The 24,233-nt window shown below is 52.6% G+C and carries 19 protein-coding genes and 2 pseudogenes; 14 read left to right on the plus strand and 7 right to left on the minus strand.

The window, feature by feature from the left end:
* The first annotated feature begins 340 nt into the window (after positions 1–340).
* From JQN73_RS16890 to JQN73_RS16905, 4 genes are all read left to right on the plus strand, one after another.
* A complete protein-coding gene (locus JQN73_RS16890; protein ID WP_205320058.1) occupies positions 341–2,074 on the plus strand; it encodes a sigma-54-dependent Fis family transcriptional regulator in 1,734 nt (577 codons plus the stop codon).
* Positions 2,075–2,562: 488 nt separating this feature from the next.
* Complete coding sequence (locus tag JQN73_RS16895) at positions 2,563–3,807, plus strand: CaiB/BaiF CoA-transferase family protein (RefSeq protein WP_205320060.1); 1,245 nt, start codon at positions 2,563–2,565, stop codon at positions 3,805–3,807.
* Positions 3,808–4,039: 232 nt separating this feature from the next.
* Entirely contained in the window at positions 4,040–5,710 is a 1,671-nt protein-coding gene (locus JQN73_RS16900) for a class I adenylate-forming enzyme family protein (protein ID WP_205320062.1), read from the plus strand.
* A gap of 316 nt (positions 5,711–6,026) precedes the next feature.
* A complete protein-coding gene (locus JQN73_RS16905) occupies positions 6,027–6,908 on the plus strand; it encodes a Rha family transcriptional regulator (protein ID WP_205320064.1) in 882 nt (293 codons plus the stop codon).
* A 318-nt stretch (positions 6,909–7,226) separates the two neighbouring features.
* On the opposite strand, the gene JQN73_RS16910 is transcribed toward JQN73_RS16905, so the two are convergent.
* Entirely contained in the window at positions 7,227–8,129 is a 903-nt protein-coding gene (locus JQN73_RS16910) for a LysR family transcriptional regulator (protein WP_205320066.1), read from the minus strand.
* A gap of 166 nt (positions 8,130–8,295) precedes the next feature.
* Here JQN73_RS16910 and JQN73_RS16915 point away from each other — a divergent pair, with 166 nt between their 5' ends.
* The 7 genes from JQN73_RS16915 to JQN73_RS16945 all read left to right on the plus strand — a co-directional run bounded on the left by JQN73_RS16915 (position 8,296) and on the right by JQN73_RS16945 (position 16,323).
* Positions 8,296–9,474 (plus strand): 3-hydroxybenzoate 6-monooxygenase, encoded by a 1,179-nt coding sequence (locus JQN73_RS16915; RefSeq protein ID WP_240162306.1) that lies wholly within the window; start codon positions 8,296–8,298, stop codon positions 9,472–9,474.
* A 67-nt stretch (positions 9,475–9,541) separates the two neighbouring features.
* Complete coding sequence (locus tag JQN73_RS16920; protein ID WP_205320068.1) at positions 9,542–10,426, plus strand: fumarylacetoacetate hydrolase family protein; 885 nt, start codon at positions 9,542–9,544, stop codon at positions 10,424–10,426.
* Complete coding sequence (gene gtdA / locus JQN73_RS16925; protein ID WP_205320070.1) at positions 10,419–11,483, plus strand: gentisate 1,2-dioxygenase; 1,065 nt, start codon at positions 10,419–10,421, stop codon at positions 11,481–11,483. Before JQN73_RS16920 ends, gtdA begins: the two co-directional genes overlap by 8 nt.
* A gap of 73 nt (positions 11,484–11,556) precedes the next feature.
* Positions 11,557–12,870: an MFS transporter gene (locus tag JQN73_RS16930; RefSeq protein ID WP_205320072.1), complete on the plus strand. Its 1,314-nt coding sequence runs from the start codon at positions 11,557–11,559 to the stop codon at positions 12,868–12,870.
* 69 nt (positions 12,871–12,939) lie between these two features.
* Complete coding sequence (leuC, locus tag JQN73_RS16935) at positions 12,940–14,349, plus strand: 3-isopropylmalate dehydratase large subunit (RefSeq protein ID WP_205320074.1); 1,410 nt, start codon at positions 12,940–12,942, stop codon at positions 14,347–14,349.
* Between the two features lie 11 nt (positions 14,350–14,360).
* Positions 14,361–14,996 (plus strand): 3-isopropylmalate dehydratase small subunit, encoded by a 636-nt coding sequence (leuD, locus tag JQN73_RS16940; RefSeq protein ID WP_205320076.1) that lies wholly within the window; start codon positions 14,361–14,363, stop codon positions 14,994–14,996.
* 235 nt (positions 14,997–15,231) lie between these two features.
* A complete protein-coding gene (locus tag JQN73_RS16945; protein ID WP_205320078.1) occupies positions 15,232–16,323 on the plus strand; it encodes a porin in 1,092 nt (363 codons plus the stop codon).
* Positions 16,324–16,821: 498 nt separating this feature from the next.
* Here JQN73_RS16945 and JQN73_RS16950 read toward each other — a convergent pair whose 3' ends face one another.
* From JQN73_RS16950 to JQN73_RS16955, 3 genes and pseudogenes are all read right to left on the minus strand, one after another.
* Positions 16,822–18,132, minus strand: a complete 1,311-nt coding sequence (locus JQN73_RS16950) for an MFS transporter (RefSeq protein WP_205320080.1) — start codon at positions 18,130–18,132, stop codon at positions 16,822–16,824.
* A 140-nt stretch (positions 18,133–18,272) separates the two neighbouring features.
* A pseudogene (locus tag JQN73_RS22525) lies at positions 18,273–18,410 on the minus strand (glycerate kinase); the annotation flags it as partial.
* Between the two features lie 65 nt (positions 18,411–18,475).
* Positions 18,476–19,573, minus strand: a complete 1,098-nt coding sequence (locus JQN73_RS16955; RefSeq protein WP_205320082.1) for a tartrate dehydrogenase — start codon at positions 19,571–19,573, stop codon at positions 18,476–18,478.
* 110 nt (positions 19,574–19,683) lie between these two features.
* Between JQN73_RS16955 and JQN73_RS16960 the strand changes: the two genes are divergently transcribed.
* From JQN73_RS16960 to JQN73_RS16965, 3 genes and pseudogenes are all read left to right on the plus strand, one after another.
* On the plus strand, positions 19,684–20,601 hold the full coding sequence (locus JQN73_RS16960) for a LysR family transcriptional regulator (protein ID WP_205320084.1): 918 nt from the start codon (positions 19,684–19,686) through the stop codon (positions 20,599–20,601).
* A 175-nt stretch (positions 20,602–20,776) separates the two neighbouring features.
* Positions 20,777–20,899 (plus strand): annotated as a pseudogene (locus tag JQN73_RS22840) (porin); the annotation flags it as partial.
* Between the two features lie 372 nt (positions 20,900–21,271).
* The gene (locus JQN73_RS16965; RefSeq protein ID WP_205320086.1) at positions 21,272–22,009 is read left to right on the plus strand and encodes a BRO family protein; all 738 of its coding nucleotides are present in this window, start codon (positions 21,272–21,274) and stop codon (positions 22,007–22,009) included.
* Positions 22,010–22,311: 302 nt separating this feature from the next.
* Here the strand turns inward: JQN73_RS16965 and JQN73_RS16970 are convergent, their stop codons facing one another.
* The 3 genes from JQN73_RS16970 to JQN73_RS16980 form a co-directional block, all read right to left on the minus strand.
* A complete protein-coding gene (locus JQN73_RS16970) occupies positions 22,312–22,623 on the minus strand; it encodes a helix-turn-helix domain-containing protein (protein ID WP_370551252.1) in 312 nt (103 codons plus the stop codon).
* Positions 22,613–22,708, minus strand: coding sequence for a type II toxin-antitoxin system RelE/ParE family toxin (locus JQN73_RS22530; protein ID WP_240162307.1), 96 nt, complete (start codon positions 22,706–22,708; stop codon positions 22,613–22,615). Before JQN73_RS22530 ends, JQN73_RS16970 begins: the two co-directional genes overlap by 11 nt.
* A 199-nt stretch (positions 22,709–22,907) precedes the next feature.
* Entirely contained in the window at positions 22,908–24,209 is a 1,302-nt protein-coding gene (locus JQN73_RS16980) for a DUF2130 domain-containing protein (RefSeq protein ID WP_205320088.1), read from the minus strand.
* Between the last annotated feature and the right edge of the window lie 24 nt (positions 24,210–24,233).

Raw genomic sequence — 24,233 nt, forward strand, 5'->3', positions numbered from 1 at the left:
CGGTGTGGTTGCCCTGGCGGACCACGTTCGTCAGGTAATCGTAAAACAATTTTTACGGATTTACCTGACGAAATTTAGCCAAAATCTAGCCAAAATTTATCCAAATCCGCTTGCCTGGCTGGTAAATAGCGCATCGAATTATCTCATTGGATGTAAGGGATTGTGCACGACGTAAGCAATCACTTTGTGATGTAACACACTGGATGCTGCGATGCGGCATAAATCGAATGAGCCACCGGTCACGTCAATTTACTTAGTATTCCGAGTAATTACGTTTGTTCGGTGAAAGGTGGTTGCTCCCTGCGGCAAGGGCAACTCAAATAGACGTATAATATTTGAAATGAAAATACCAGACATAAGCCCCGCAGGCTCGACGCCGAATTCCCTGCGCGGCGTACTAATTTTGGGTGCGGATGGAAAAGAACTGGCTGCAGGCGGTATCGCCGCCGAGGGCGAAATGGCCGCTCGTATCGTCCGTGGATGGCATGATGCACGTCGCAATCAACAACACCTGTTTTCTATAGATGGCCCGGATGGTTCTGATGTCGTTGTGGTCGTTCTTCCGACTCCTGACGCGACGATACTGGTAGCGATGCAGCGCGAGGGTCGTGACGCACTGTTTGAACTGGTCGCCTCCATAGACTTCGGGGGCGACATCCTCGCCCATCTGCTTACGAATCCGTTTGAAGCTCTTACCGTGGTCGACCGGGAAGGTGTGCTGCGCTATATGAACCCGGTGCATGAGCGATTTTTTGGTCTTAAGGCGGGCAGCGCTGCAGGGCGTCACGTGACCGATGTCATTGAGAACACCAGGCTGCATCACGTCGCCGCAACAGGCAAGGCCGAAATCGGGTTAATTCAGGAGATGCGTGGCGTGGCTCGTGTGGTGACGCGCAATCCGATACGTAACAGCCGGGGAGAAATGGTTGGGGCTATCGGACAGATCATGTTCAAGGGCCCGGAACAACTGCGGGCTTTATCGGGCGAACTGGCAAAGGTCAAGTCTGAAGCCGCCTTTTATCGTCGTGAGTTAAGTGACCTGAAGAACCGCAGCTACGGGCTGGACCAGATGGTCGGCGAAAGCCCGGCTATGCAGCGACTCAAGCAGCAAATCGTGAAAGTCGCACCAATGGATGTTGCTATCCTTTTTACAGGGGAAAGCGGCACCGGCAAGGAACTCGCTGCGCATGCCATCCACAAGCTGAGCCCCCGACGCGATGCCACAATGGTAATGGTCAACGCAGCCGCACTGCCAGCTACGCTGGTCGAGAGCGAACTGTTCGGCTATGAGGCCGGCTCGTTTACGGGTGCAGAGCGCAAAGGCAGAAAAGGTAAGATCGAGCAAGCTGATAACGGCACGCTGTTTTTCGACGAGGTGGGCGATATGCCCTCCGAAGTCCAGGTAAAGTTGCTACGCGTTTTGCAGGACGGTTCGTTTCAACGGGTCGGCGGGAACGAGTCGCATCACTCGAACTTCCGGCTCGTCACGGCCAGCAATCGGAACTTCGAGGCGATGATCGCCGATGGTACTTTCCGGCTGGATCTTTTTTACCGTATCGGTGCTGTCACGATTCGGCTTCCGTCACTACGGGAAAGGCTTGAAGACATTCCTTTGCTGGCTGAAATGGCGCTTAAGCAGTTTACAGATCGACACGGACAACGTCCGAAGACACTCTCAGATCAGGCACTGGCATTCTTGAAAGGCCAACGCTGGCCTGGTAACGTACGCCAGCTGATTCATATGGTAGAGCGTGCGGCGATATTTACCGAGTCCGATGTGATCGAACCTGCCGATTTCGGACACATTGATTCAGATGCTTCCGAAGTGTCCCAGGCAGCACCTTCATTTACGTTCGAGGATAAGATTGCACCCGAACCAAAGGCAGAACCTGCGGAACCGGCAGAACCGATGCGCGTCAGCCGCGCTGTCGAACAAGTGGAAGAACAACTCATTCGTCAGGCATTGGCGCGCTGCCGTGGTAACAAAAAGCAGGTTGCTACTGAGCTCGGCATCTCACGTTCCTATCTTTATAAGCGCCTGGCGCAAATGCATGTTTCAGAGTCGGAAGGCTAAACTAAACATGGGTAGCGATCACTCTCTATCACACCGTTGTCATCGACCCGGAATCTGCTTTGCGCCGCTTTATAATAATGCTTCGTAATACCGCTTATAAATATTCCCCAGCCAAAGCCAATTCCTTGATTTCATCAGCCACGATCTGTTGCTGACCGCCGCTGAGCTGGTTGGCAGGTTGATTCGCCCGTTCAGCAAGGAAAATTTCCATCTGCCGGGAACGTTGGGTTCGCCCGAAGGTGACACATGCCAGAGGCACAATTCAAAGATATAACACGTGTCCCCACGACGCAATTCTTATGTCTGCAACGAGGGCAATAGTCTTTCGTTTGTCTTCGGTAAAGACACCCAAAGACTTACTTTGCGATCAGGTCAGCTCAATGCAGGGCCAGCTATCGCCAGTCTCCATTTAGCGTGAGACACTCACCATGGTATGGCACAGAGTTTGCTGAAGGACTTCAAATATCCACGCCTGAGCGAGCAACATAATGTCCACACTACAAAAACAATTGCCTATGAATGATCTGCCTGTGAAGTCGACACCGGCGCTTGATCTGTTGGCCGGAGTGAAAGTTCTCGATCTCACCTCATCGGTTGCCGGCCCTTATGCTGGCCAGTTGCTTGCCGACATGGGCGCTACCGTCGTCAAGGTGGAAAAGCCCGGGAAAGGTGATGATGCACGCGCTTGGGGACCTCCTTTTCTGCACAGCGAATCGCTATGGTTTATGAGCGTTAATCGGGGCAAACATAGCATTACCCTGGATTTCAGCGTACCGGAAGGACGGGACGTTCTGCGCAAACTGGTGGCCGAATGCGACGTGATTCTGATTAATCTGGTCGCGCGAGTACAGCGCAAATTAGGTGTAGATGCAGAATCGCTGCGCTTGTGGAACCCGTGCCTGATCCATGTTTCAGTGACAGGTTTTGGTCTCCTCGGAGCACGTGCGGATATGCCGTGTTATGACCTGATCGCGGAAGGATATTCTGGCGTCATGGATCTCACCGGCGAGCCGGACAGCGCCCCGCAAAAGGTGGGTACGCCCGCAGCGGATTTGCTGGCCGGGCATGATGCTGCAATGGCCGTGTTGGCGGCATTGCTGCGTCGCGAGCGGAATGGTACCGGCTGCGAAATTGATATATCGATGGTGGAAAGCATGTCGCGCTTCATGGGGCCGAGGTTGATGCCTTACCTCGGATCTGGCCAACTTACCCGCAGATCTGGTGGCCGCGATAGTGTCATCGCTATTTATCAGGTGTTCGATACAGCGGATGAACCCATCACGCTAGGCTTAGGCAATGACGCGATCTGGAAGCGTTTCTGGGAAGCGCTGGATAGGCCCGAGGTGGCCCTCGTTCCGGAGTTCGCAAGCAATGCGTTGCGTTGTGCGAGGCGCGCCGAAATCGTCGAATTGATAGCAGGGATACTGCTTAGCAAGTCTCGTGCGCAATGGTTGGATTTGCTCACGCGTGCCCGCGTTCCGGCCGGACCACTCAATACGGTAGGTGACGTTGCCAGCGATCCCGCGCTGCGCGAGTCGGGTTTCATCTACCAAACCGAAGGAGAAGACGGCCCTATTCCTCAAGTCGGTCTGGGAATCCGATTTGACGGACGTTCGGAAGGCACGCAGATGCCGCCGCCCAAGCTTGGGGCGCATACCGACCTGATCCTGCGTTCCTGGCTCAATAGCGATAGTACAGAACTGGATCGCCTGCGTACAAAATGCATTATCTGATGAGGTAGTTTTATGTCGTCCGAGGGCGCCAGCTTTACCCAGGATACGTCTAGCCGCCCACGCATGCTTAAAAGGCCGTCGGTCAGATCGGCGTGAGACTTGTTTTCAGGGGCCTTAATAAGGACCAGCGACATCGACCAGCCTGACCAGTCGGCTTCACTATTTGTCAGGCACCGCATACCTGATTCAACCCATTTCGGGTACTGAAGAGCGAATTTCGGAGGACACAAACATGTCACATCTTCTTACCTTGCATGACCCGGCCGCTGCCAGGGAGAATTATCTCGCTGGCGTTTGGCAGACGGACACTTTGTATTCCCTGGCGAGCCGCAACGCGACGGAGTGTGGCAATGCTTACGCGCTGCGTGACAGCACGCGCCGGTTGACCTGGCGCGCGCTGATCGCTTGGGTGGACGCCACGGCAGCTAATTTGTACGACAGTGGATTGCGACGCGGTGATCGCGTCTCGATCTGGTTACCAAACCGGGTGGAAACGGTGGTCGTGTTGCTGGCCTGTTCGCGCAACGGGTATATCTGCAATCCCTCATTACACCAAAACTACACCGTCGCAGAGATCGTCACGTTGCTGACAAGAATCGAAAGCCGGGCCCTTTTCGCGCAACCCGGATGGGGAGCAGACGCTGCGTCCTCAGATATTTTCTCGCAGGCCATCGCGCTAAGCGGGATGAAACAGGTCTATGCATTACCGCCGCTACTTGCATCCGAGACAGATATGCCGCCTGGCGCGTACCTCATGCCGTTAACTGGCCAACCGTCACGTATCCCGCTACCGCTACCGAGTACCCACCCGGATCAAATAGTGTACCTCGCATTTACCAGCGGCACCACCGGAATGCCGAAGGCGGTCATGCACAGCGACAACACCCTGTTGGCTAACGGTCGCGCATTGGTGGCTGACTGGGGACCGACTCATAAGACCATTGTGCTGACCTTAAGTCCGATGAGTCACCACGTCGCCATCGTTGCGCTGGAGCAAGCGCTGGTGACGGGATGTGAGCTAGTCATGTACGATCCGCTGGCCGGGATCGCGCCACTCGACTGGATCGAACTCACCCGGGCCACGTATGTAATGGGGGTACCGACTCACGCAATCGATTTGTTGCAGGAAGTTGAACGGCGCGGCGTTACCCGCATTGGCGACGTCGAGGTGTTTTACATGGCAGGATCAAACATCCCGAATAAAACTGCAAGCCAGCTACTTTCGCTCGGCGCTAAGCCTCAAAATGTCTATGGCATGACCGAAAATGGCTCGCATCAGTACACCAAACCGTCCGACTCTTTTGGCGTGATAACCGGTACCTGCGGCAAAGCGTGTTCCGGCTACGAAATTCGATTGTGGCAACCTGATGATCCGGATTTAGAAGCGGTGCCCGGTGATATCGGTGAAATTGGCGGCCGCGGAGGCGTGCTCATGTTAGGTTATTTTAGCAATCAATCCGCAACCGAATCATCTTTCAATAGCAGCGGCTGGTTCATGAGCGGAGACCTCGGGCGCTTCGACAGCGAGGGTAATCTGGAAATCATCGGGCGCAAGAAAGACATCATCATACGCGGCGGATACAATATTTATCCGTCCCACATTGAAGATTTTGCGCACCGGCACGAGAGCGTAAAGAAGGCTGTTGCATTCGGCGTAGCGGATTCCCGGCTAGGCGAAAAGGTCTGCCTCGCCATCATCGCTCATGAAAGCGTCCCTGCGGCTAACGAGATACTGCTGCATCTCGCACAACAAGGTTTATCCAAGTATGAAATGCCGGAATACTTCATGGTGGTGGAAGAGTTTCCAATGACCCCAAGCGGAAAAATTCTCAAACGTGAACTGACGCAATGGGTCCAAAGCGGCCGTCTGCAACCACAAGCTGTGCGTTACCACGCTCCCTGAACAGGTGTCGACTTATGGTCTTTAGCAGTCGCCGTAAAGTGGTAGTTTGAGTCATTGAAGTAGCGCAACAACTAGCCACAATCCTGCAACAACCCTCCTCATAAAGAAGTCTGCGCGCAACGCGATGCCGTTGCGTTGCGCCTCCGTCTGCGCATTTTCGCGATGCAGTCCATTCAAATTTAAACCATCCCCCAACGATTATTCCTGATGGCAAAGCTGCTGACCTTTGCATCACCAAATGTGAACTGCATTTGACAAGTAGCGAATACCCCGCGTATATTTCGGTTAAGTGCTTAAAAACACGAATAAGAGCGGAATGTCACCCCGTCAGTCAGTGGCATTTTTTACGTCTATAGCTTTTTCTATGGGCGCGGTGGAGCAGAAATACAAGACCCGCAAGGGGAATCCTGCTCGCTTGGCTCTTTACAAGTTCTTAACACTCGCGCCCACCAATTCGCTTAAGAACGGATTGTTGGACTTCATAAGCCTCAAAGAGGAGCACTTCATGGCTAATTTCGCCGCCATTCCGTTCGTCCCCAACTTAACGGTCGTCTCGGGAAAAATCACCGCAACGGGTACGCAACTAGCGAAACATTTTCGTAAAAGTCACGACAAGGTACTCAGAGCAATTGTATCGTTAAAAGAAGATTGCCCCCAAGACTGGCACGACCTCAACTTTGAGGAAAGGTTAACTGAGGTAGCAATCGGTCAGGGTGCCACTCGTAAAGAGCGCACATTTCAGATCGCCAGAGACGGCTTTACATTATTGACGATGGGCTTCTCCGGCAAAAAAGCGCTGCAATGTAAACGGGCTTACATCGACGCATTCAACCGCATGGAAGCGGGGCTGGCATCGCCCCCTAATCCACTCGCGCCTTCAAATTCCGAATTGAAAACCCGTATCAACCGCCATGCGTGGTCATTATCAAAAGGTATGTACGCGCAGTTTAAAACCGCCATGCTGGAAAGTGCTATCCATTTCGACGTAACCTATCCGGTTGAAAAATGGAAGCCAAAATACGTGCAAAAAGAAGCCCTGATCGATATTGAATGCATGGCGCATTTGATGGACAAGTTCAGCCAGCGCCTGCGTGAGGAAAGCAGGGCACTCGCCAGCCAATTTGGTGAAGATCAGGATGAGATTCCCGCCCGCCCGTACTCCACTAACGCCAACGTTTGTACGAAGGAAAAAATCTGATGAAACTTCAGGTAGCCCATTACAGCACCCGCGTAACTGCGTCTTATGCCAGCGTATTGTTCCTGAATTTAATCCGGAATACCGCGTAGTTGAATCTCACCAAAAAAATGGCGTCGCGAGGCGTCCCGCTGAATCACGATGCAGTGGTCGTGCTACAGGAGAAAATTGGTCAGCATCCGCGGTCCTGCTTTACGTATCGCGGTACTATATCTACCTATTGGTGGTTAAATTTTCGGAGCAGAACCGGGGAAGAATAAAAAGCGTGCAACTTCACGTCTTACAGGCGCTTTATCTTCCGCTTTGTGAGCGGCCTCATTATCAAATTCGCGACGAAAATAGTTCCATTACCGTGTTTCTGAGCCACGTTACACCCGGGTCATTAGAGTAGCGTTCATGCCAGTGCTGCATGACGCGATAGTCGGGTAAATCGAACTGCAGTTCCAGCAATTTCATAGAATTGTTCGCAGCAACTATTTTGCCGAAACGCTCGGGTACGATTGCCAGGTACTCGGTGTCGATTATGTTAGATAGCACGCCGAGGAAATTTGGAATGCGTAAGCCGATCTTGCGTCGGATTCCTTGCTCTTCAAACATTTTTTCAACTACGCTATGGCCTGTACCCTGAGTCGACACTACCAGATGGGATTCAGCCTCGAACTGCTTAATGCTGACCTTGTCTCCGTTGAGCCTGGGATGATCGCTACTCACCAGGCAGACGAAGCGCTCGGTAAACAGCGCCTGCTGAAAGAATCCATGTCCCAGCCCAGTTAAGAATCCCAAGGCAAGATCAAGTTCTCCCGACTCCAGATGTTTCGCTGTTTTCTCCGAAACGTAAGTCAGATCAATTCGGATCGCCGCTGCTGCCACTTTGAAATGGGCCAGGAGCGTCGGCATCATGACCCGTTGACCCACGTCCGTCATGCAGATTCTAAACATTCGATCAGACACAGCGGGATCGAAGTTTGCGCGGTGCTCCAAGGTGGAGGTCAGCGTACTCAAACCCAACCTTACAGAATCGATGATCTCATCGGCCAGGGCGGTGGGCTCCATGCCGTTGGAAGTGCGGACGAAGAGTTGATCGCCATAGTGCCGCCGGAATTTTGCCAGCGCCATGCTGACTGCCGGCTGGCCCAGGTCGAGATTTTCTGCAGCGCGGGAAATACTTTGCGTGCGATAAATCTCTTCAAAAATACGCAACATTTTGATATCGACGTTGTCCATTTTTTACATTATCAATTATTTTGATGAATAGTATCACTGAATACGTATTGATTGATAGTTGTCGTGCTCATAGACTCACTCAAAAATCTATACAGCGCGCTTATATCCTGGCCATCGGACAAGGAATGGGAATCGAGCGCATATCAAGGAACCAAGGAGATCAATCTTGACATCACTGAACCAAACAACCCCTATTCTGATTGCTGGCGGAGGAATCGGAGGCTTCGCAGCCGCCCTGTGTTTGAGCCGGAAAGGGTACAAAGTTCACCTGTTCGAACAAGCAAAGGAAATCAAGGAAATCGGCGCTGGTATCCAGATTGGTCCGAATGCATTTCATATCTTCGAGCGTCTGGGCTTGACTGATATCGTACGCGCCAAGGCTTCAATGCCGCTGACGCTGACGATGATGGATGGCATCAGCGCCGAAGAAGTGACTTCCATTCCGCTGGATAGTAAATTTCTGGAACGGTTCCAGTATCCGTACGCCCTCATTCATCGCGCGGATTTGCATCGTATTTTTGTCGATGCCTGTGCCGCCTGCGAAAACATTCAAGTCACCACCGGCATCAAGGTCACCGGATTTGACGACGCCGGCGAATCGGTCACCTTGCATACCGATCAGGGAGACTTTCACGGCCGCGCACTGATCGGTGCCGACGGACTATGGTCGACGATTCGGCAAAAGATCGTCGGCGATGGTGCTCCCCGGATTTCCGGGCACGTCGCTTACCGTGCGGTGCTGCCTATCAGCGAAGTGCCGGAGGCGTTACGCACTAATGCCATGACCCTGTGGGCTGGCGCTAAAACCCATCTCGTTCAATATCCGTTGCGCGGTGGAGAACTGTACAACCTTGTCGCCGTATTCCACAGCGATAAATACGAGGAAGGCTGGGATACCAAAGGCGATCCGGATGAGTTGCACTTGCGCTTTCGCGACGCGGCTGCCCCGGTCAAGGCCTTATTGAGCAAAATTGAGTCCTGGAGGATGTGGGTATTGTGCGATCGCGATCCTATCAAGAACTGGTCTTCAGGAAACGTCACGCTGTTGGGCGATGCCGCACATCCGATGCTGCAATACATGGCGCAAGGCGCCTGCATGGCGATGGAAGATGCGGTCGTCCTGGCTGAGGAAATCGGGTCGGAACAGCAAGATTTTAAGTCCGCGTTTCTGCGCTACCAGAAACGACGCTACCTGAGAACCGGCAAGGTGCAAATGAGTGCGCGTATGTATGGCGAGTTTTATCACGCCTCCGGCGTCAACCGTGAACTGCGCAATCAATTTTTGCAAGGACGAACGTTAGATCAGACGCTCGACAGTATGGCCTGGTTGTACAACGGCATCTAAAAAGAGGACCTGGCCGTGCAACTGCGCGGCTTAGGCGAGATACATTGTTTTTCTGGAGAACGTGAATATGAAAATTTGTCGATTTGGCGATAACCGCCTGGGCTGGCTGGATGGCGACGTGGTACGCGATGTCACGGCGGCACTGGATATTCTTGCACCAAAAACTTATCCATTTCCTAAGCACGACATCCTGATCGAGAATCTGGCTGCGATTTGTGCTCGCATCCTGGTGATCGGTGCCAGCGCGCCCATCGTGACTGACGCAAAACTACATCTGCTGTCGCCAGTAGCGAATCCTGGCAAGATTATCGCCGCGCCGGTCAACTATCAGAAACATTTGAAGGAGGTCCTGAACGACGCCAACCTGCATCATGACAATCAAATTAATCATATTGAGCGCGCCGGGTTGTTCCTTAAGGCGACCAGTTCTGTCGTCGGGGCGTCCGAAGGGGTAGCCTTGCGCAAGCTGGACCGGCGTAACGATCACGAGGTGGAACTCGCCGTCGTGATCGGCCGTGCAGCCTCCAACGTTACTCGCGCTGCCGCGCTGGACTATGTCGCAGGATATTGCATCGGCCTGGATATCACAATACGCGGTCCGGAAGATCGTAGCTTCCGCAAGTCACCCGACTCCTATACGGTGCTCGGCCCCTGGCTGGTGACGGCTGACGAATTGACAGATCCGGGAACGCTCGATTTTTCCATCTCGGTCAACGGGGAAATCCGGCAAAACTCGAACACCGGCGATTTAATTTTGGGTGTTCAGCAGCTGATCGAATTTGCCTCATCGTTTTATACATTGCAACCCGGCGACGTGATCATCACCGGCACCCCCGAAGGTGTTTCCCCGATTCTGCCAGGCGATATTATGGTGGCGCGCATGGACGGCATCGGCGAGATGACAGTCGCGGTACGCGCCGCGGACAACGGCAACCGAGTGTCACATGCTTGACCAACCATTTTTGTCCGACGAACTGGTTCAGAAAAGACAAGATCTCTACAGTCGTCTAGATCAGGTGGCAACCGCGCCGCTGTGGTCTGTCATGTCCAAGCTGGTGACCGCCACACCGCAACCTGCCTCGGTTCCTGCTGTCTGGAGCTATCAGGTGATGCGTCGCCTGCTGCTCGAAGCGGGAGGATTGATTTCCGCCAAGGAGGCTGAGCGTCGCGTTTTGATTTTGGAGAACCCTGGCATACGTGGTATGTCTCAAATCACCCAAAGCCTGTATGCGGGTCTGCAAATGATATTGCCGGGGGAGATTGCCCCCAGCCACCGGCACGCCGCGTCCGCGCTGCGCTTTGTCATCGAAGGTGAGGGTGGGTATACTGCCGTCGATGGCGAGCGCATCACGATGCATCCCGGTGACTTCATTATTACGCCATCCTGGACGTTCCACGATCACGGGAATAACGGCGATACCCCGGTCATCTGGCTCGACGGTTTGGATGTCCCCATGGTCAACCTGTTCGATGCCAGCTTTGCGCAAGGGTACCCTGGCGGAGAAGTGCAGGCATTAACACGGCCGGAGAACGATGCCAGCGCCCGTTATAGTCAAGGCCTGGCACCAGTTGAATATGTCCACACAAGCACATCGTCACCACTCTTTCATTATCCCTATTCGACCGCGCGTGCGGCCCTGGACACTCTTTACCGCAACGGCCCGGTTAATCCTTGGCACGGGGTGAAGTTGCAATATATTAATCCGACCACAGGAGGCCCTGCGATGCCAACTATGGGCGCCTTCATTCAGCTATATCAGGCAGGCTTCGTCAGTAGACCTTATCGGTCAACTGATGCGTCGGTTTTTTGTGTTAAGCAGGGCAGTGGCGTTAGCCATATCGGGGGGACATTAGTCCCATGGGAAGCTGGCGACGTGTTCATGGTGCCCTCATGGAGCGCGGTAATCCATGAAGTTCAACAAGACGCGGTCCTGTTCAGTTTTTCTGATCGTCCGGCACAGAAAGTCCTCGGTCTCTGGCGTGAAGAGCAAATGGAGACGACCCTGTAATTCGGTGGTCAGCTTAGAAATATTCCATCAATAATTAAAAAGTGCGGAATGCATCGCACGTCAGGAGACATAAATGACCCAACCATCTTCGTCGTTGTTCATCCACGATGTCATCGATACCCGACCGCTAGGACGCCTGCAATTATCTGCGATCATTACCTGCATTCTGATCGTCGTTCTGGATGGCTTTGACACTCAGACTATCGGCATGCTGGTGCCAGCCATGTCAAAAGATCTGGGCATACCGATCAAGGCTTTCGGGCCGATTTTCAGCGCAGGCCTGGTCGGGATGCTGCTCGGTGCCGTCGTGCTTGGCCCTCTGGCGGATCGGTTTGGTCGGAAGACCATGATCGTGCTGTCTTCGTTGCTGTTCGGCAGCCTCTCTTTCGCCACCTCCTACGCAGGTTCATTTGATCAGTTACTGGTTTTGCGGTTTATCACCGGTATCGGCCTGGGCGGCGCGTTGCCCAACGCGCTTTCTCTGGCGGCCGAATACGCGCCAAAGAAATTTTCTCGCACAATTGTCGCAACGTTAATGTGTGGCATGCCGCTGGGGGCCGTCCTGGGTGGCATGGTGAGTTCGATTTTATTGCCGATTCATGGCTGGCATTCGGTGTTTATAGTAGGTGGCTTCCTTCCTGTCGCCGTGGCGCTATTCGCGCTCGGATTCATGCCCGAATCGGCGCGTTTTCTCGTCGCTCGCGGAGGGAACAAAACGCGTCTTCATGCGATCATGCGGCGCATCGCCCCCGATCTACCGCCGAAGCAAACTTACCATGCGCCGCAACAGATATCCAACAGCGTACCGATCGGCGAGCTGTTCAGTAATGGACGCTGGGTCGACACCATCTTGCTTTGGATACCTTACTTCATGAATTTGGTGGTGCTCTATTTTATTGTCAGCTGGATGCCGGCAGTGTTGATTGGTTCTCACCATCCGATCTCTGTAGGTATTCAGGCGATCACGCTATTCAGTCTGGGCGGTGTAGCCGGTTGTCTGGCACAAGGTCCTCTGATGAACAGATTCGGCGCCCGTACCGTGTTGCTGGCGCAACTGACTACCTATGCCGCACTGGCGATAATTTTAGCGAACTGGTCTGAGCGTTACCTGGTCGTAGTCGTCATCAGCACGTTGATGGGTGTGGTAATTCAAGGTGCGCAAGCCGGCTTTAATGTCCTGGCAACAGAAATTTACCCGACGCATATGCGTGCCACGGGTGTCGGCTTCGCGGTTGGCATCGGCCGCATCGGATCGATTTGCGGACCGTTGGCGGGTGGGTTAATGCTGACCCTTCAACTGGATGTCAAATATATATTTTTGGCGGGCATCGTGCCAGCATTGATCGCCGCCACGGCGATCGCATGGAACCGCACAGTGAAGAGATAAACAATTTCCGTTCCGCAACCATTCCTAAATCCTATGCAGCCATCTGCTTCAGCGGTGTCACGGACGCACATGAAAAAATCGAAAACGTTGTTTGAAAAATTGTGGAATGCTCACGTCATCACCAATGACGGAGACAATTTGTCGCTTTTGTCGATCGACCGGCATTATGTCTACGAGGTCACTAGTCCGCAAGCCTTTGAAGGACTGCGAATTAAAAATCGCACGGTACGCGGTCCTTCTAGCGTGCTGGCAACGATGGACCATAACGTGCCCACGACCTCGCGTTCAGAGCCGATGTCAGACCGCCTTGCACAGCGTCAGGTAGATACGCTGAACCTTAACTGCAAGCAGTTCGATATTCAATGTTTCGATATGTCGGACCGCCGGCAAGGCATAGTGCATGTCGTCGGACCTGAGCAAGGAGCCACTCTTCCCGGTATGACCGTCATTTGCGGCGACTCCCATACCTCTACCCATGGCGCGTTCGGCGCTTTGGCATGGGGCGTGGGGACATCCGAAGTCGAACATGCCCTGGCCACGCGATGCTTATGGGTGACGCGGCCGAAGACTATGTGCGTGCGATTCTGCGGCTCGTTGCCGGGCCATATCACGCCCAAAGACCTCGCGTTGGCGATGATAGATCGTATCGGCAGCGCAGGCGGAACCGGGTATGCCATTGAATTCGCTGGGTCGGTGATCGAACAGATGAGCATGGAAGGCAGAATGACGTTATGCAATATGGCTGTTGAGGCCGGTGCCCGTTTTGGTTTGATTGCTGTCGATGAGCTTACTGTGGCCTATCTTGATGGTCGCCCTTATGCGCCGGACGCGTCGCAGTGGAAGGATGCAGTGACATTTTGGCGAACGCTCGCCAGCGATCCTGGTGCGACGTTCGACATCACAATTATGATGGACGTGGAACGCCTCAAGCCCATGGTGACCTGGGGAACCACACCCGACATGGTGACGGTGATTGACGGAAATGTTCCCGATCCTGCTATGGAAGAAAACTCGATCCGCCGCGACAGTATGCTCAGTGCTTTGCGTTATATGGATCTCTCGCCGGGATTGCCGATGCGGGATATAGCAATTGACAAGGTCTTCATTGGCTCTTGTACCAATGGGCGTATTGAAGATTTGCGTGCGGCGGCGGCGGTGGTCAATGGTCGCAAGGTAGCCGCATCCGTGAGGCTTGCGCTGGTGGTGCCTGGCTCTGGTTTGGTGAAAGCCCAGGCAGAGCAAGAGGGATTGCATGTGATATTCAAAAACGCGGGATTCGAATGGCGCGAACCCGGATGTTCCATGTGTCTGGGTATGAATGATGATCGTTTGCTCCCGGGTGAGCGTTGCGCATCAACCTCGAACAGAAACTTCGAGGGACGGCAAGGCGCTGGAGGCCGCAGTCATTTGTTAAGTCCTGCGATGGCCGCCGCCGCCGCCATCGCAGGTCATTTCATCGATCCCAACGAACTGACTTGATGGAAAAAACGATGAGCCAATTCATACCATTGCACAGCGTTGCAGCACCATTGGATCGGGCAAACGTCGATACCGATGCGATTATTCCTAAACAATTTATGAAGTCTGTACACCGAACAGGCTTTGGAAAAAATCTGTTCGATGAGTGGCGATACCTTGACCGGGGCGAGCCAGAAGAGGACAACCGTCCACGTGCGCCGAATCCAGATTTTATATTGAACCACCCCGTCTTCGAGAAGGCAGCAATACTATTAGCACGTGCGAACTTTGGCTGCGGATCAAGCCGCGAGCACGCGGTCTGGGCGTTGAGTGACTTCGGTATTCGGGCCATTATCGCGCCAAGCTTTGGCGATATATTTTTTGGAAATTGTATCAGGAACGGCATTGTTCCTATTGTCCTTTCCAGTTGCCAGGTTGATGAGATGTTCTGCGCGAGCTTCGATTCGCCGGGTACAAAATATCTGGTTGACCTGGAAGCACAACTTGTTTTTGGCGATAAGGGAAAACCGTACTCTTTCGCCGTTTCTGAGCGCGACAAGAATTTACTTTTGCACGGTGGCGATGAGATTGCCTTCACCATGAAGTTTCAGCAAGAGATAGAACGGTACGAAGCGGTGCGTCGGTTGCGAGAACCATGGATCCGATGAGGCGCCTTCAGACCTGAGACCGCTTGTTCAGCGCCCACTTTTGTACCTCACTCACTTTTATTGATCACATCCCGGGACCGGTAACAGTGCCATGGATTCGCACTCTTACGGTAAGCATTTATCTCAAAAAAATATCAAGATAGCCGGTGTTGCCACTACGCGCAGTGCCAGTTAGCTCAAGACGAATTTTCGCCCCACAGGAGCGAATTAATCAGCAGTCATCAGGGAGACCAACATGAAAAAAAATATACGCCATTCCGTCATTGTTGCAGGTTTGCTAAGCGCTGGAGTTGCATCCGCGCAAAGCCAGATCATTATGTACGGCATTGTCGATACCGGCATTGCCTATACCACCAATGCCGATGCCAGGGGCGACTCCGTGGTGAAGATGCCATCGCTAACGGGGTCGTTTCCTTCCAGACTTGGATTCAAGGGGACTGAAGATTTAGGGGGAGGCATGCAAGCTCTGTTTGTCCTCGAATCAGGATTCACTGTGGACGCTGGCGGGACGGGGCAAGGTGGACGTCTATTTGGACGGCAAGCTTACGTCGGCCTAAAAGGGGACTACGGCCAATTGATGCTGGGACGTCAGGTGACGATGACCTATCTCGCAACGCAGAAGTCAGATGTGCTCGGTCCCAATCTGTTCTCTATAAGCAGTCTCGATTCGTACTTGCCGAACGCCAGGAGCGATAACGCGATAGGCTATCTCGGTACGTTCTCTCAATTTACGCTAGGAGCGACTTATAGCTTTGGTCGGGATAATTCATCGGCCGGCGGTCCTGCAGCGACGAATTGTCCGGGTGAAGTTGCCGGCAATGCAAAAGCATGCAGACAATGGACTACCCTGATCGGATTCGATAATGCCGGGTATGGTGTCAATGCATCCTATGACATCATGTACGGAAATAGTGGCGCAGCCAGCGGCCTTACCAGCAGTGATAATAGCGACAGGCGCACGACCATAAACGGCTATTTTATGGTGGGCGATGTAAAGATTGGCATGGGAATTATCGATCGGAGTACCCATGCCGCCACTGCGAGTACAAATTCAGACTTATATTATATCGGCGCGAGCGCGCCGTTGTCCGCATCCTGGTTTATTGATGCGCAGGTGGCGCGGCTCAATATAAAAAACAGTGCCAACGATACCAACATGCTGGTTACGCGCCTGACTTACTATTTGTCGAAGCGTACCGCTCTCTATACCTCACTGGGTTATATGAAGAACAGTGGCATTGCGGCAATTGCGCTGGATAGCGGTGGCACTGTAGGGGCGGGCAAAAATCAGGCGGGTATAATGTCAGGTATTCGGCACACTTTTTAGTGGTGGCCCCTGTACGTGCGCTCGCATTATTATGCGGAATGAAAAATTGACACGGGTAATTATCTGGGGATGATTACCCACGTGGCTTGTTTGTAAATACCTGAAAGTAAACTACCGTATAAAATCTCTAAACCTACGAATCTAAACAATAATCGTTGGTATCTTTAAACTGTGCGCGTGCAGGCAAATTTATCATGACTTTTTTATAGAATTTGTAGGGTCTACGATTTTCGGGTAACGGTTTTTCTCTCGCTATATGTTTGACCTAAACCTTGCGTCGCCTGCACCCGCAACGCTTGGGTCTTCATCCCCTACCCATCGGCCGACCACCCCGGTAGCATCTTGAGGTGGCCCGAATGGTCCGTAAATTGCGCACTAAGTCATTCTTTGCCCACATTATTCCAGCGGTGAAATTCGACCCGAAGCGGGTGGATGGTCGTCATTAGGTCGATCAATGCATAGCGGAGGACCGGCCGCAGCCTGGATGGGCCTCTTCATTCAATGGCCGTGACGCGGCTTGCCAATCGCAGATGTTCGCCTTGCCTGCCGGCTTAACAGCAATGTCACAACTGCCGACACTACCAGCGTTGCAGCCACTACATAGAGGCCAGCAGCATATCCGCCGGTGACATTCTTCAACCAGCCGATCGCAAACGGGCCGACAAAGCCCCCAAGATTGCCAACGGAATTGATCATTGCTATACCAGCGGCAGCGCCTGCTCCCGATAGGAAAGAGCTTGGCATTGCCCACAACGGGGCTTTGGCTGAACTGATACCGACATTCACCGCGACCAGTGCCACAACCACCCACAACGCTGTACTCGCCAGGCCCGCAAAGATAAGGCCTACACATGCCAGTATGCAAGGGATCACGACGTGCCAGGTGCGCTCTCCGGTCCGATCCGAATGCTTCGCCCACAGGATCATGGCGACCACGGCGACAACACTCGGCACACCGGTCAGCAAGCCGGTTTGCAACGGCGTGAAGCCAAATTCACGAATGATGAGCGGTGCCCACAAGCCGAGCGTATAGAGGCCGGCGGAGGTGCCAAAATAGATGAGAGCGAGCGCCAGAACGCGTGGATCTTTGAGCGCGCTAAAAGCGCCTGCGGTATGCCCCGCATTCGTTTGCTTTACATCGGCTTCTGCCTTCAGTTTGGCTATCAGCCATTCACGTTCATCGGTCGCCAGCCATTCTGCCTTGGCAGGAATATCAGTCAGGTATTTCAATACCACAAATCCAAGAATCACCGCCGGGACCGCTTCAATGATGTAAAGAAACTGCCAGTCTGCCAGGCCGAAGATAGGTGGCAACTGCATGATGGCGCCCGACAGGGGAGAGCCGATCGCTACAGAAATTGGTGCCGCAGCCATAAACCAGGCTGCCGCGACGGCACGTTGCTTCACCGGAAACCACAGGCTTAGATAAAGAATGATGCCCGGGAAGAAGCCGGCTTCTGCAACTCCCAGCAAGAAACGCAATGCATAGAAGCTGTTCGGCCCGACCGCAAAGGCCGATAGCGCAGAGATGATGCCCCAGGTAACCATCACTCGTGCGATCCAGATACGTGCGCCGACACGATGAAGTATCAGATTGGACGGGACTTCAAATAAGAAGTAGCCGATGAAAAACAGGCCGCCTCCCAAGCCAAATGCCGTCGGCGAGAGGCCAATGGCCTTATTCATCGTCATTGCTGCAAAGCCGACGTTGACACGGTCGAGGAAGCTGACAAAGTAAAGCGCCATAACAAACGGAATAATGCGCCACATGAGCTTGCGGGATACGCGTGATTCGAGATCAGATTTCATTGTCTCCTCCTTAGAGGTTATAGCATTACATTGTTAAAAAAAATGAATAGTGCTACCGAGGAAACGACCGTTAACACCGGTTCTTTTTGGTACTCGGTAGGTAAGAATCGCGGAATTTTCTTTGCCGTTCTAATTGGGATGCCGACGTCTCGCGCTTTGCCTTCAATGGCGTCACCGAGGATATGCGTACTGATCCCTCTTTTTGTGGGGAGCTTAGCCGCCGCTTCCAGAGCGAGTTGAGGTGTGGCAATCAGATGTATTTCGATAGACGGAAGGCGAGCAAGCAAGGTTGCTCTCCCTATTTTTATGTTTTTCCGACCGAAGCTTGCCGGGAAGTTTACGGCTACGCAGCGGATTTTTCTAACGTAATCGTGGCCTTTTCGATGAACGCGCAAACAGCAGCAGTCACTTGCACTGTTGTGGCATTGCCACCCAAATCTCGGGTATGCAAGGAAGTGTCGGCGGTCACCGCTTCGACGGCCTGCATGACACTTTTTGCAGCGTCATATTCACCCAGATGTTCAAGCATCATCACAAGCGACCAGAAAGTTCCAACCGGGTTGGCCAGGCCCTTTCCCATGATGTCAAATGCCGAACCATGGATCGGTTCAAACATCGAAGGATAGCGACGCTCTGGATCGATATTGCCGGTTGGCGCAATACCCAGGCTGCCCGCGAGTGCCGCCGCCAGATCGCTCAGAATGTCGGCGTGAAGATTGGTAGCGACGATTGTGTCTAGCGTTGCGGGACGATTAACCATGCGTGCCGTTGCAGCGTCGACCAGTTCTTTGTCCCAATTCACATCAGGGAACTCTTGTGCAATCTGAACAGCGATTTCATCCCACATCACCATAGCGTGACGTTGCGCATTACTCTTGGTGACGACGGTTAGCAACTTGCGCGGACGCGATTGCGCCAGACGAAATGCGAAGCGCATGATGCGTTCCACACCGGCACGCGTCATTATCGAGACGTCCGTTGCGGCTTCGATCGGATGCCCTTGATGGACACGACCCCCGACGCCGGAGTATTCGCCTTCGGAGTTTTCACGGACGATTACCCAGTTCAGATCGTCTTGCTTGCAACGCTTCAGCGGTGCATCAATGCCTGGCAGAATTTGGGTCGGGCGCACGTTGGCGTATTGATCGAAACCCTGGCAGATTTTAAGGCGTAAGCCCCATAAGGTGATGTGATCGGGAATATCCGGGTCGCCCGCCGAACCAAACAGGATCGCGTCCTTGTCACGCAGCGCATCCAGGCCGTCAGCAGGCATCATCGCGCCGGTCTTGCGATAGTAGTCGCCACCCCAGTCGAAATCTTGAAATTCGAATGCAAACGTCTTGTTCGTTTTGGCCAGCGCTTCCAACACCTGCCGACCTGCCGGAACGACTTCCTTGCCGATGCCGTCACCTGGAATAGTTGCGATGCGATAGGTTTTCATGTCAGGTGCCTTCAAAAATGTTAAGTGTGATTGCACTTTACCTACGTTTTTTGACAAAAACCGGTGCTAAACTTAAAGCATTCTTAACTATTATTCACAAATGAGACGCCATGCATGATACTGTTTTGCCATCAGATTTAGGCTTTTTTTCCACCCTCGCAGCTTCTGGAAGCCTCAGCGCCACCGCTCGCGAGCTAGGCTTAACGGCGGCTGCGGTAAGCAAGCATTTAACACAAATGGAGAGCCGGGCTGGCGTACCGCTGGTGAATCGGACAACGCGGCGCATGATGCTCACACCGGAGGGCGAGCTTTACTTAGAGCATGCGCGCCGGATTTTGGATCAAATCAACGAGCTTTCGGAGTTGCTTGGCAGCGCCAAGAAGCGGCCGGAGGGTCTGCTGCGTGTCAACGCAACACTTGGATTCGGTCGAAGCCATGTGGCACCGGCGATCTCTCAATTCGTCGCCGCTTATCCGCAAGTCTCGGTACAACTACAACTTTCGGTCATGCCGCCACCGCTCACCGACGACACGTTCGACGTCTGCATCCGATTCGGCGAACCGCCGGATACGCGCGTCGTCGCTCGGCGTTTAGCTCCCAATCGCCGAGTGCTATGCGCGACGCCAGCTTACCTGGCGCGACGTGGTACGCCAAACACGCCGCACGACCTGACGAAGCACAATTGCATAGGTATCAGGCAGGGAGATGAAGCGTACGGCGTCTGGCGCCTGACGACGGGAAGCGGGTCGGCCAGGAAGACCGAGATCGTGAAGATCCGCGGCAACCTGACCACCAACGATGGTGAAATCGCAGTGAAATGGGCGCTCGATGACCATGGAATTTTGTTGCGTGCTGAATGGGATGTTAAACAATACCTAAGCGACGGCAGGCTGGTTCGGGTGCTATCCAATTGCGATACGCCCAATGCGGATATTTTTGCAGTCTATTTGCAGCGTCATCAGATGTCGAATCGTATTCGTACTTTCGTGGATTTTATTGCGCAAGAGTTGGCACCCGCGGAGGAATAGAGGTATTTTGCTCGCTGCGACAGATCTCTTTTTCGTTTAGATCAATGACTTATCAAAATTGATAATATCCTAGGCGTGGTGTTTACTCCTATCTAATCTTTTCCGAGTGAAATATTCAATTCCTTGCCTGACCTGCTGTAAGCCACCGGCTTCACAAACAACCGACTGCCATTGGGATGTGCTCGGTCCCAATCTGTTCTCTATCAGTAGTCTCGATTCATATTTGCCGAACGCCAGGAGCGATAACGCGATCGGCTATATCGGTACTTCCAGACGTTTGCCTAATGCCGCGGCGTATTTTCGTAAGGCTCTATGGCTTTGGGGAGTGCTTGCCTTTTGCCAGTGCACTTCCCAAGCGGGCGACCGCTGAACAGAATTGAGTATAGTTATTTGTTATTAATTATTTTATTGGTGCGCACACACGAATTGACAGGGAGGGACAGTGGGGATATTCTGCAAGTCGGCGCTTCAAAACGCCAAAACAAGCGGAATGTCACCCCGTCAGTCTGTGACATTTTTTACGTCCATAGTGTGTAGTGCTCTTATGGGCGGGTTGTGGCAGAAATACAATACCCGCAAGGGGAATACTGTCAGCCGTCTTGTTTCGGTTTTGAACCTCCCGCCCACCCGCTTCAAAACGGGTTCAGCCTCAAAAACAAGGAGCAACACTATGAGCATACTGATTTTTCAAAATATTAAGTTCAATGTCATTAATCATTTGGGGCAACCGTGGCTTCGCGCCGACGAAATCTCTCATGCTCTGGGCTACATTGGCGAAAGTAGCATTAACCGAATTTATGTACGACGGTCGACAGAGTTCACCGATAGTATGGCCTGCTCAATTAAATTGCCCGAGCAGGTCCAGCAGCGCGCTGTCCAAATTTTTAGTTTGCGGGGAGCGCATTTGTTGGCCATGTTTGCTCGTACTAAGGTAGCAGCAGAGTTTCGTCGCTGGGCGCTTGATGTTTTGGACAGGAGGAATAATAAGGTCTCCCAAGCGAATAACTTTGATGTTTATGCCGCTATGACTGAAGGCTTGTCAGCACTCTCAATTCCGTTGCCGCGAAAACTACACCAGCAAATCAATCGTAAAGCATCCTCAATGTTGTCCGAGGTTTATGAGGTTTTGCGTGAGCACATTAAAGGACAAATCGCTCATCGCGCTCTCATCGGGTTCCCACGTAAACTTGATTTAGCCAGAGCGCAGCTCGTTGTCGATAGCTGTGATCTCGGTAGGGCGCTTGCGCAGCGGCAGCTACTTGCGCTGGACCAAATTAATAGTGCTGTTCGTTTGCATCTGCAGCTGTCGAAAGATTTACTGGCACAATTACCTCCCGATCTCAGCTTTGATCGCGGTAGCCAAGAAGTGCCGTTCTGTCCGACCCATCCAAAGCATTATGTTCATTGAGTCGCTTTGCAAATAAAGCCATTAATATTTTTATCGATAGATGCTTCGATAAACGCAAAATGAACGTTGCGAGATAGGTTTGAGGTAATAGTGCGCCTGTATTTTAGAAGAGTATTAGAAACCGCCTAACAAACAGTCTAAAAGGACAAATAAAAAGGGTCTGCAATTGCTTGCAGGCCCTTTTTTAGTCTGGCTCCTCGATGTGGACTCGAACCAGGGACCTGCGTTTTGAGTCGGTACAGCTTACAAAATATAAATTCGACGTTATAGTCGGATTTATATTTTGCATATTGCGATAGGTATTACACGAGATGTATTTCCAGACGTTTGCCAAGCGCGGTGGCGTATTTTCGCAAGGAACTGAGGCTCGGAGAGTGCTTGCCTGAGGCCAGTGCACTTTCTAATCTGGCGACCGCTGGCGCTTTGGTTCCCATGCGCTCAGCAATCTGCGCTTGGGTCAGTCCTGCCGATTTGCGAGCAGCGAGAATCTCATCCAAGATAGCGAATTCTTCTCGATTCAGTCGTTCGTATTCCGCACGAATGGTAGGGTTCTCAAGGGCTTTGGCTTTGAGTTGTGCGTGAGTCATAGTTGATAGTGAATGATTAGATGCCATTTTTAAATTCCTTCATGCGATTTTCTGCAATACGTTTCACTTTCAGGGGTGTTTTTTGTGTCTTTTTTACGGAGCTATGCAACATACAAATTTCGCGGCCAATTACAGTACAGTAAAAGACGCGAGCGTTACCTTCAGCGCTTTCAAGCGCAACTCAAAGAGACCGTCATCAATAGTTGGGTCATAGAGCGCTAATGACAACTACCGCTGTCTTGCGGACGCTCAAGAAACCCACCTGGCCGTCCGAGTTCCGTGGAAATGCGACATCCACGTTCAGGCACATCTTATGAATTGGTCAACACCTTTGCTATTCTGTTGTCAGACTCTAACGCTTGAAGTTCAAGACCCTCGATTTCCTGTAAAGATTTGCCAGCGATACCTTGCAAATCGCCATACATACCGACCGTCGCCCCCATGACGCGCTCAATCTGTTCTTCGCGCTTTGCCCATTGCTTCATGATGACTTTACGTTCCTTGTCCAGATCTATCTGCATTGAGGAGAATGCCTCGACGATAGCTTCAACACGCTGGCGAAACCGCGGTCCAGTGAGGTATTCGTACACCATCTCAGTTTTGGTTTGCTGTCCTTCTAAAGCTTGCCTTGCCATGTTCACCTGCAGCAGCGAATGGCGCAGCACTGTTGCAACCGGCAGTGCTGCACGCGGACTGCTAATCCAGACCCCATCAATCACATCGAACGCTTCCACGTTTTTGGGCAAGACCTGACTCACAATGACGGCAATTTCGGCTTTCGCAGTGCGTTGATCTTCGCGCAATTTGCTCAGCCAACCATCGCTCCAGTTTTTGGTGCGCTTGGATTCCCAGAGTATCGTGCCGCAGGGCTGACCGCTAGGGCTGACGACCCGTTGCAGAATGTCGCCGCCGAATTCGCCCTTGCCAACTGGTTCTATCGCGTCAAACGGAAACTTCGCTCGTAGCAGATTTTCCAGTTCCAATTCCTGTACTTCGCCCTGCAATTGTTGAGAGCCTTGCTCGGCCTTCTGCTTAAGCTCTTCAATTTTTTGCTGCATTGCGGCTATTGTCTGATCTTTCTCCATGACCTTGAGCTTGAGTCCATCTTCGGCTTCGCGCTTGGCTAATGTGCGCACTTCGCTCAAACCATCCTGCACGCGCTTTTCGATGGTCAGTTCCAGTTCGCGTTTTTCATCATCCAGCGCACGCTGTTTTTTGATCAAGTCGGCTTGCGCCTTTTGAGCTTCGGCCAGTTTTTCGTTACGGGTTTTGAGCACTTCTTGCAGTTCGGTTAGTTCCAGTGCTTTGGCGTCCAGTTCTGCCGCGCTTGCCAGCTTGGCTTTTTTGGACTCTTTGGCGATTACGCGGGTGCGTTCTGCTTTCAGTTGCGCGGCGACCTGGTCTGTAACCTGTTCATCCAAATTGCGTTTGGCTTCTGCGACCAGCTTTTCTTTTTCACGAATGTCTTCTTCGCGTTTGACGATCTCGCTGTCTTTCTGCGCGAGTTTTTGCTCAAACTGCTGACGCGTTGCTTCGATCAATGGCGCTGCGAGCGACTCTGTCAGCCTGATCTCGGTCTTGCAGCTCGGGCAGGTAATTGTTGGTTCTGTCATCGCTCGCTCCGTGATAATTGATAG

It is taken from the genome of Glaciimonas sp. PAMC28666 (genome assembly GCF_016917355.1).
In the GTDB taxonomy this organism is placed as follows: Bacteria; Pseudomonadota; Gammaproteobacteria; order Burkholderiales; family Burkholderiaceae_D; genus Glaciimonas.

Excerpts from the sequence above, each read along its gene's own strand:
- JQN73_RS16965 (WP_205320086.1), top strand. The coding sequence starts at position 21,272 with ATGAGCATACTGATTTTTCAAAATATTAAGTTCAATGTCATTAATCAT.
- JQN73_RS16955 (WP_205320082.1), bottom strand. The coding sequence starts at position 19,573 with ATGAAAACCTATCGCATCGCAACTATTCCAGGTGACGGCATCGGCAAG.
- JQN73_RS16900 (WP_205320062.1), top strand. The coding sequence starts at position 4,040 with ATGTCACATCTTCTTACCTTGCATGACCCGGCCGCTGCCAGGGAGAAT.
- JQN73_RS16950 (WP_205320080.1), bottom strand. The coding sequence starts at position 18,132 with ATGAAATCTGATCTCGAATCACGCGTATCCCGCAAGCTCATGTGGCGC.
- gtdA (WP_205320070.1), top strand. The coding sequence starts at position 10,419 with ATGCTTGACCAACCATTTTTGTCCGACGAACTGGTTCAGAAAAGACAA.
- JQN73_RS16930 (WP_205320072.1), top strand. The coding sequence starts at position 11,557 with ATGACCCAACCATCTTCGTCGTTGTTCATCCACGATGTCATCGATACC.
- JQN73_RS16920 (WP_205320068.1), top strand. The coding sequence starts at position 9,542 with ATGAAAATTTGTCGATTTGGCGATAACCGCCTGGGCTGGCTGGATGGC.
- JQN73_RS16945 (WP_205320078.1), top strand. The coding sequence starts at position 15,232 with ATGAAAAAAAATATACGCCATTCCGTCATTGTTGCAGGTTTGCTAAGC.
- JQN73_RS16910 (WP_205320066.1), bottom strand. The coding sequence starts at position 8,129 with ATGGACAACGTCGATATCAAAATGTTGCGTATTTTTGAAGAGATTTAT.
- leuD (WP_205320076.1), top strand. The coding sequence starts at position 14,361 with ATGAGCCAATTCATACCATTGCACAGCGTTGCAGCACCATTGGATCGG.
- JQN73_RS22530 (WP_240162307.1), bottom strand. The coding sequence starts at position 22,708 with ATGTTGCATAGCTCCGTAAAAAAGACACAAAAAACACCCCTGAAAGTG.
- JQN73_RS16905 (WP_205320064.1), top strand. The coding sequence starts at position 6,027 with ATGTCACCCCGTCAGTCAGTGGCATTTTTTACGTCTATAGCTTTTTCT.
- JQN73_RS16970 (WP_370551252.1), bottom strand. The coding sequence starts at position 22,623 with ATGGCATCTAATCATTCACTATCAACTATGACTCACGCACAACTCAAA.
- JQN73_RS16960 (WP_205320084.1), top strand. The coding sequence starts at position 19,684 with ATGCATGATACTGTTTTGCCATCAGATTTAGGCTTTTTTTCCACCCTC.
- leuC (WP_205320074.1), top strand. The coding sequence starts at position 12,940 with ATGAAAAAATCGAAAACGTTGTTTGAAAAATTGTGGAATGCTCACGTC.
- JQN73_RS16895 (WP_205320060.1), top strand. The coding sequence starts at position 2,563 with ATGTCCACACTACAAAAACAATTGCCTATGAATGATCTGCCTGTGAAG.
- JQN73_RS16980 (WP_205320088.1), bottom strand. The coding sequence starts at position 24,209 with ATGACAGAACCAACAATTACCTGCCCGAGCTGCAAGACCGAGATCAGG.
- JQN73_RS16890 (WP_205320058.1), top strand. The coding sequence starts at position 341 with ATGAAAATACCAGACATAAGCCCCGCAGGCTCGACGCCGAATTCCCTG.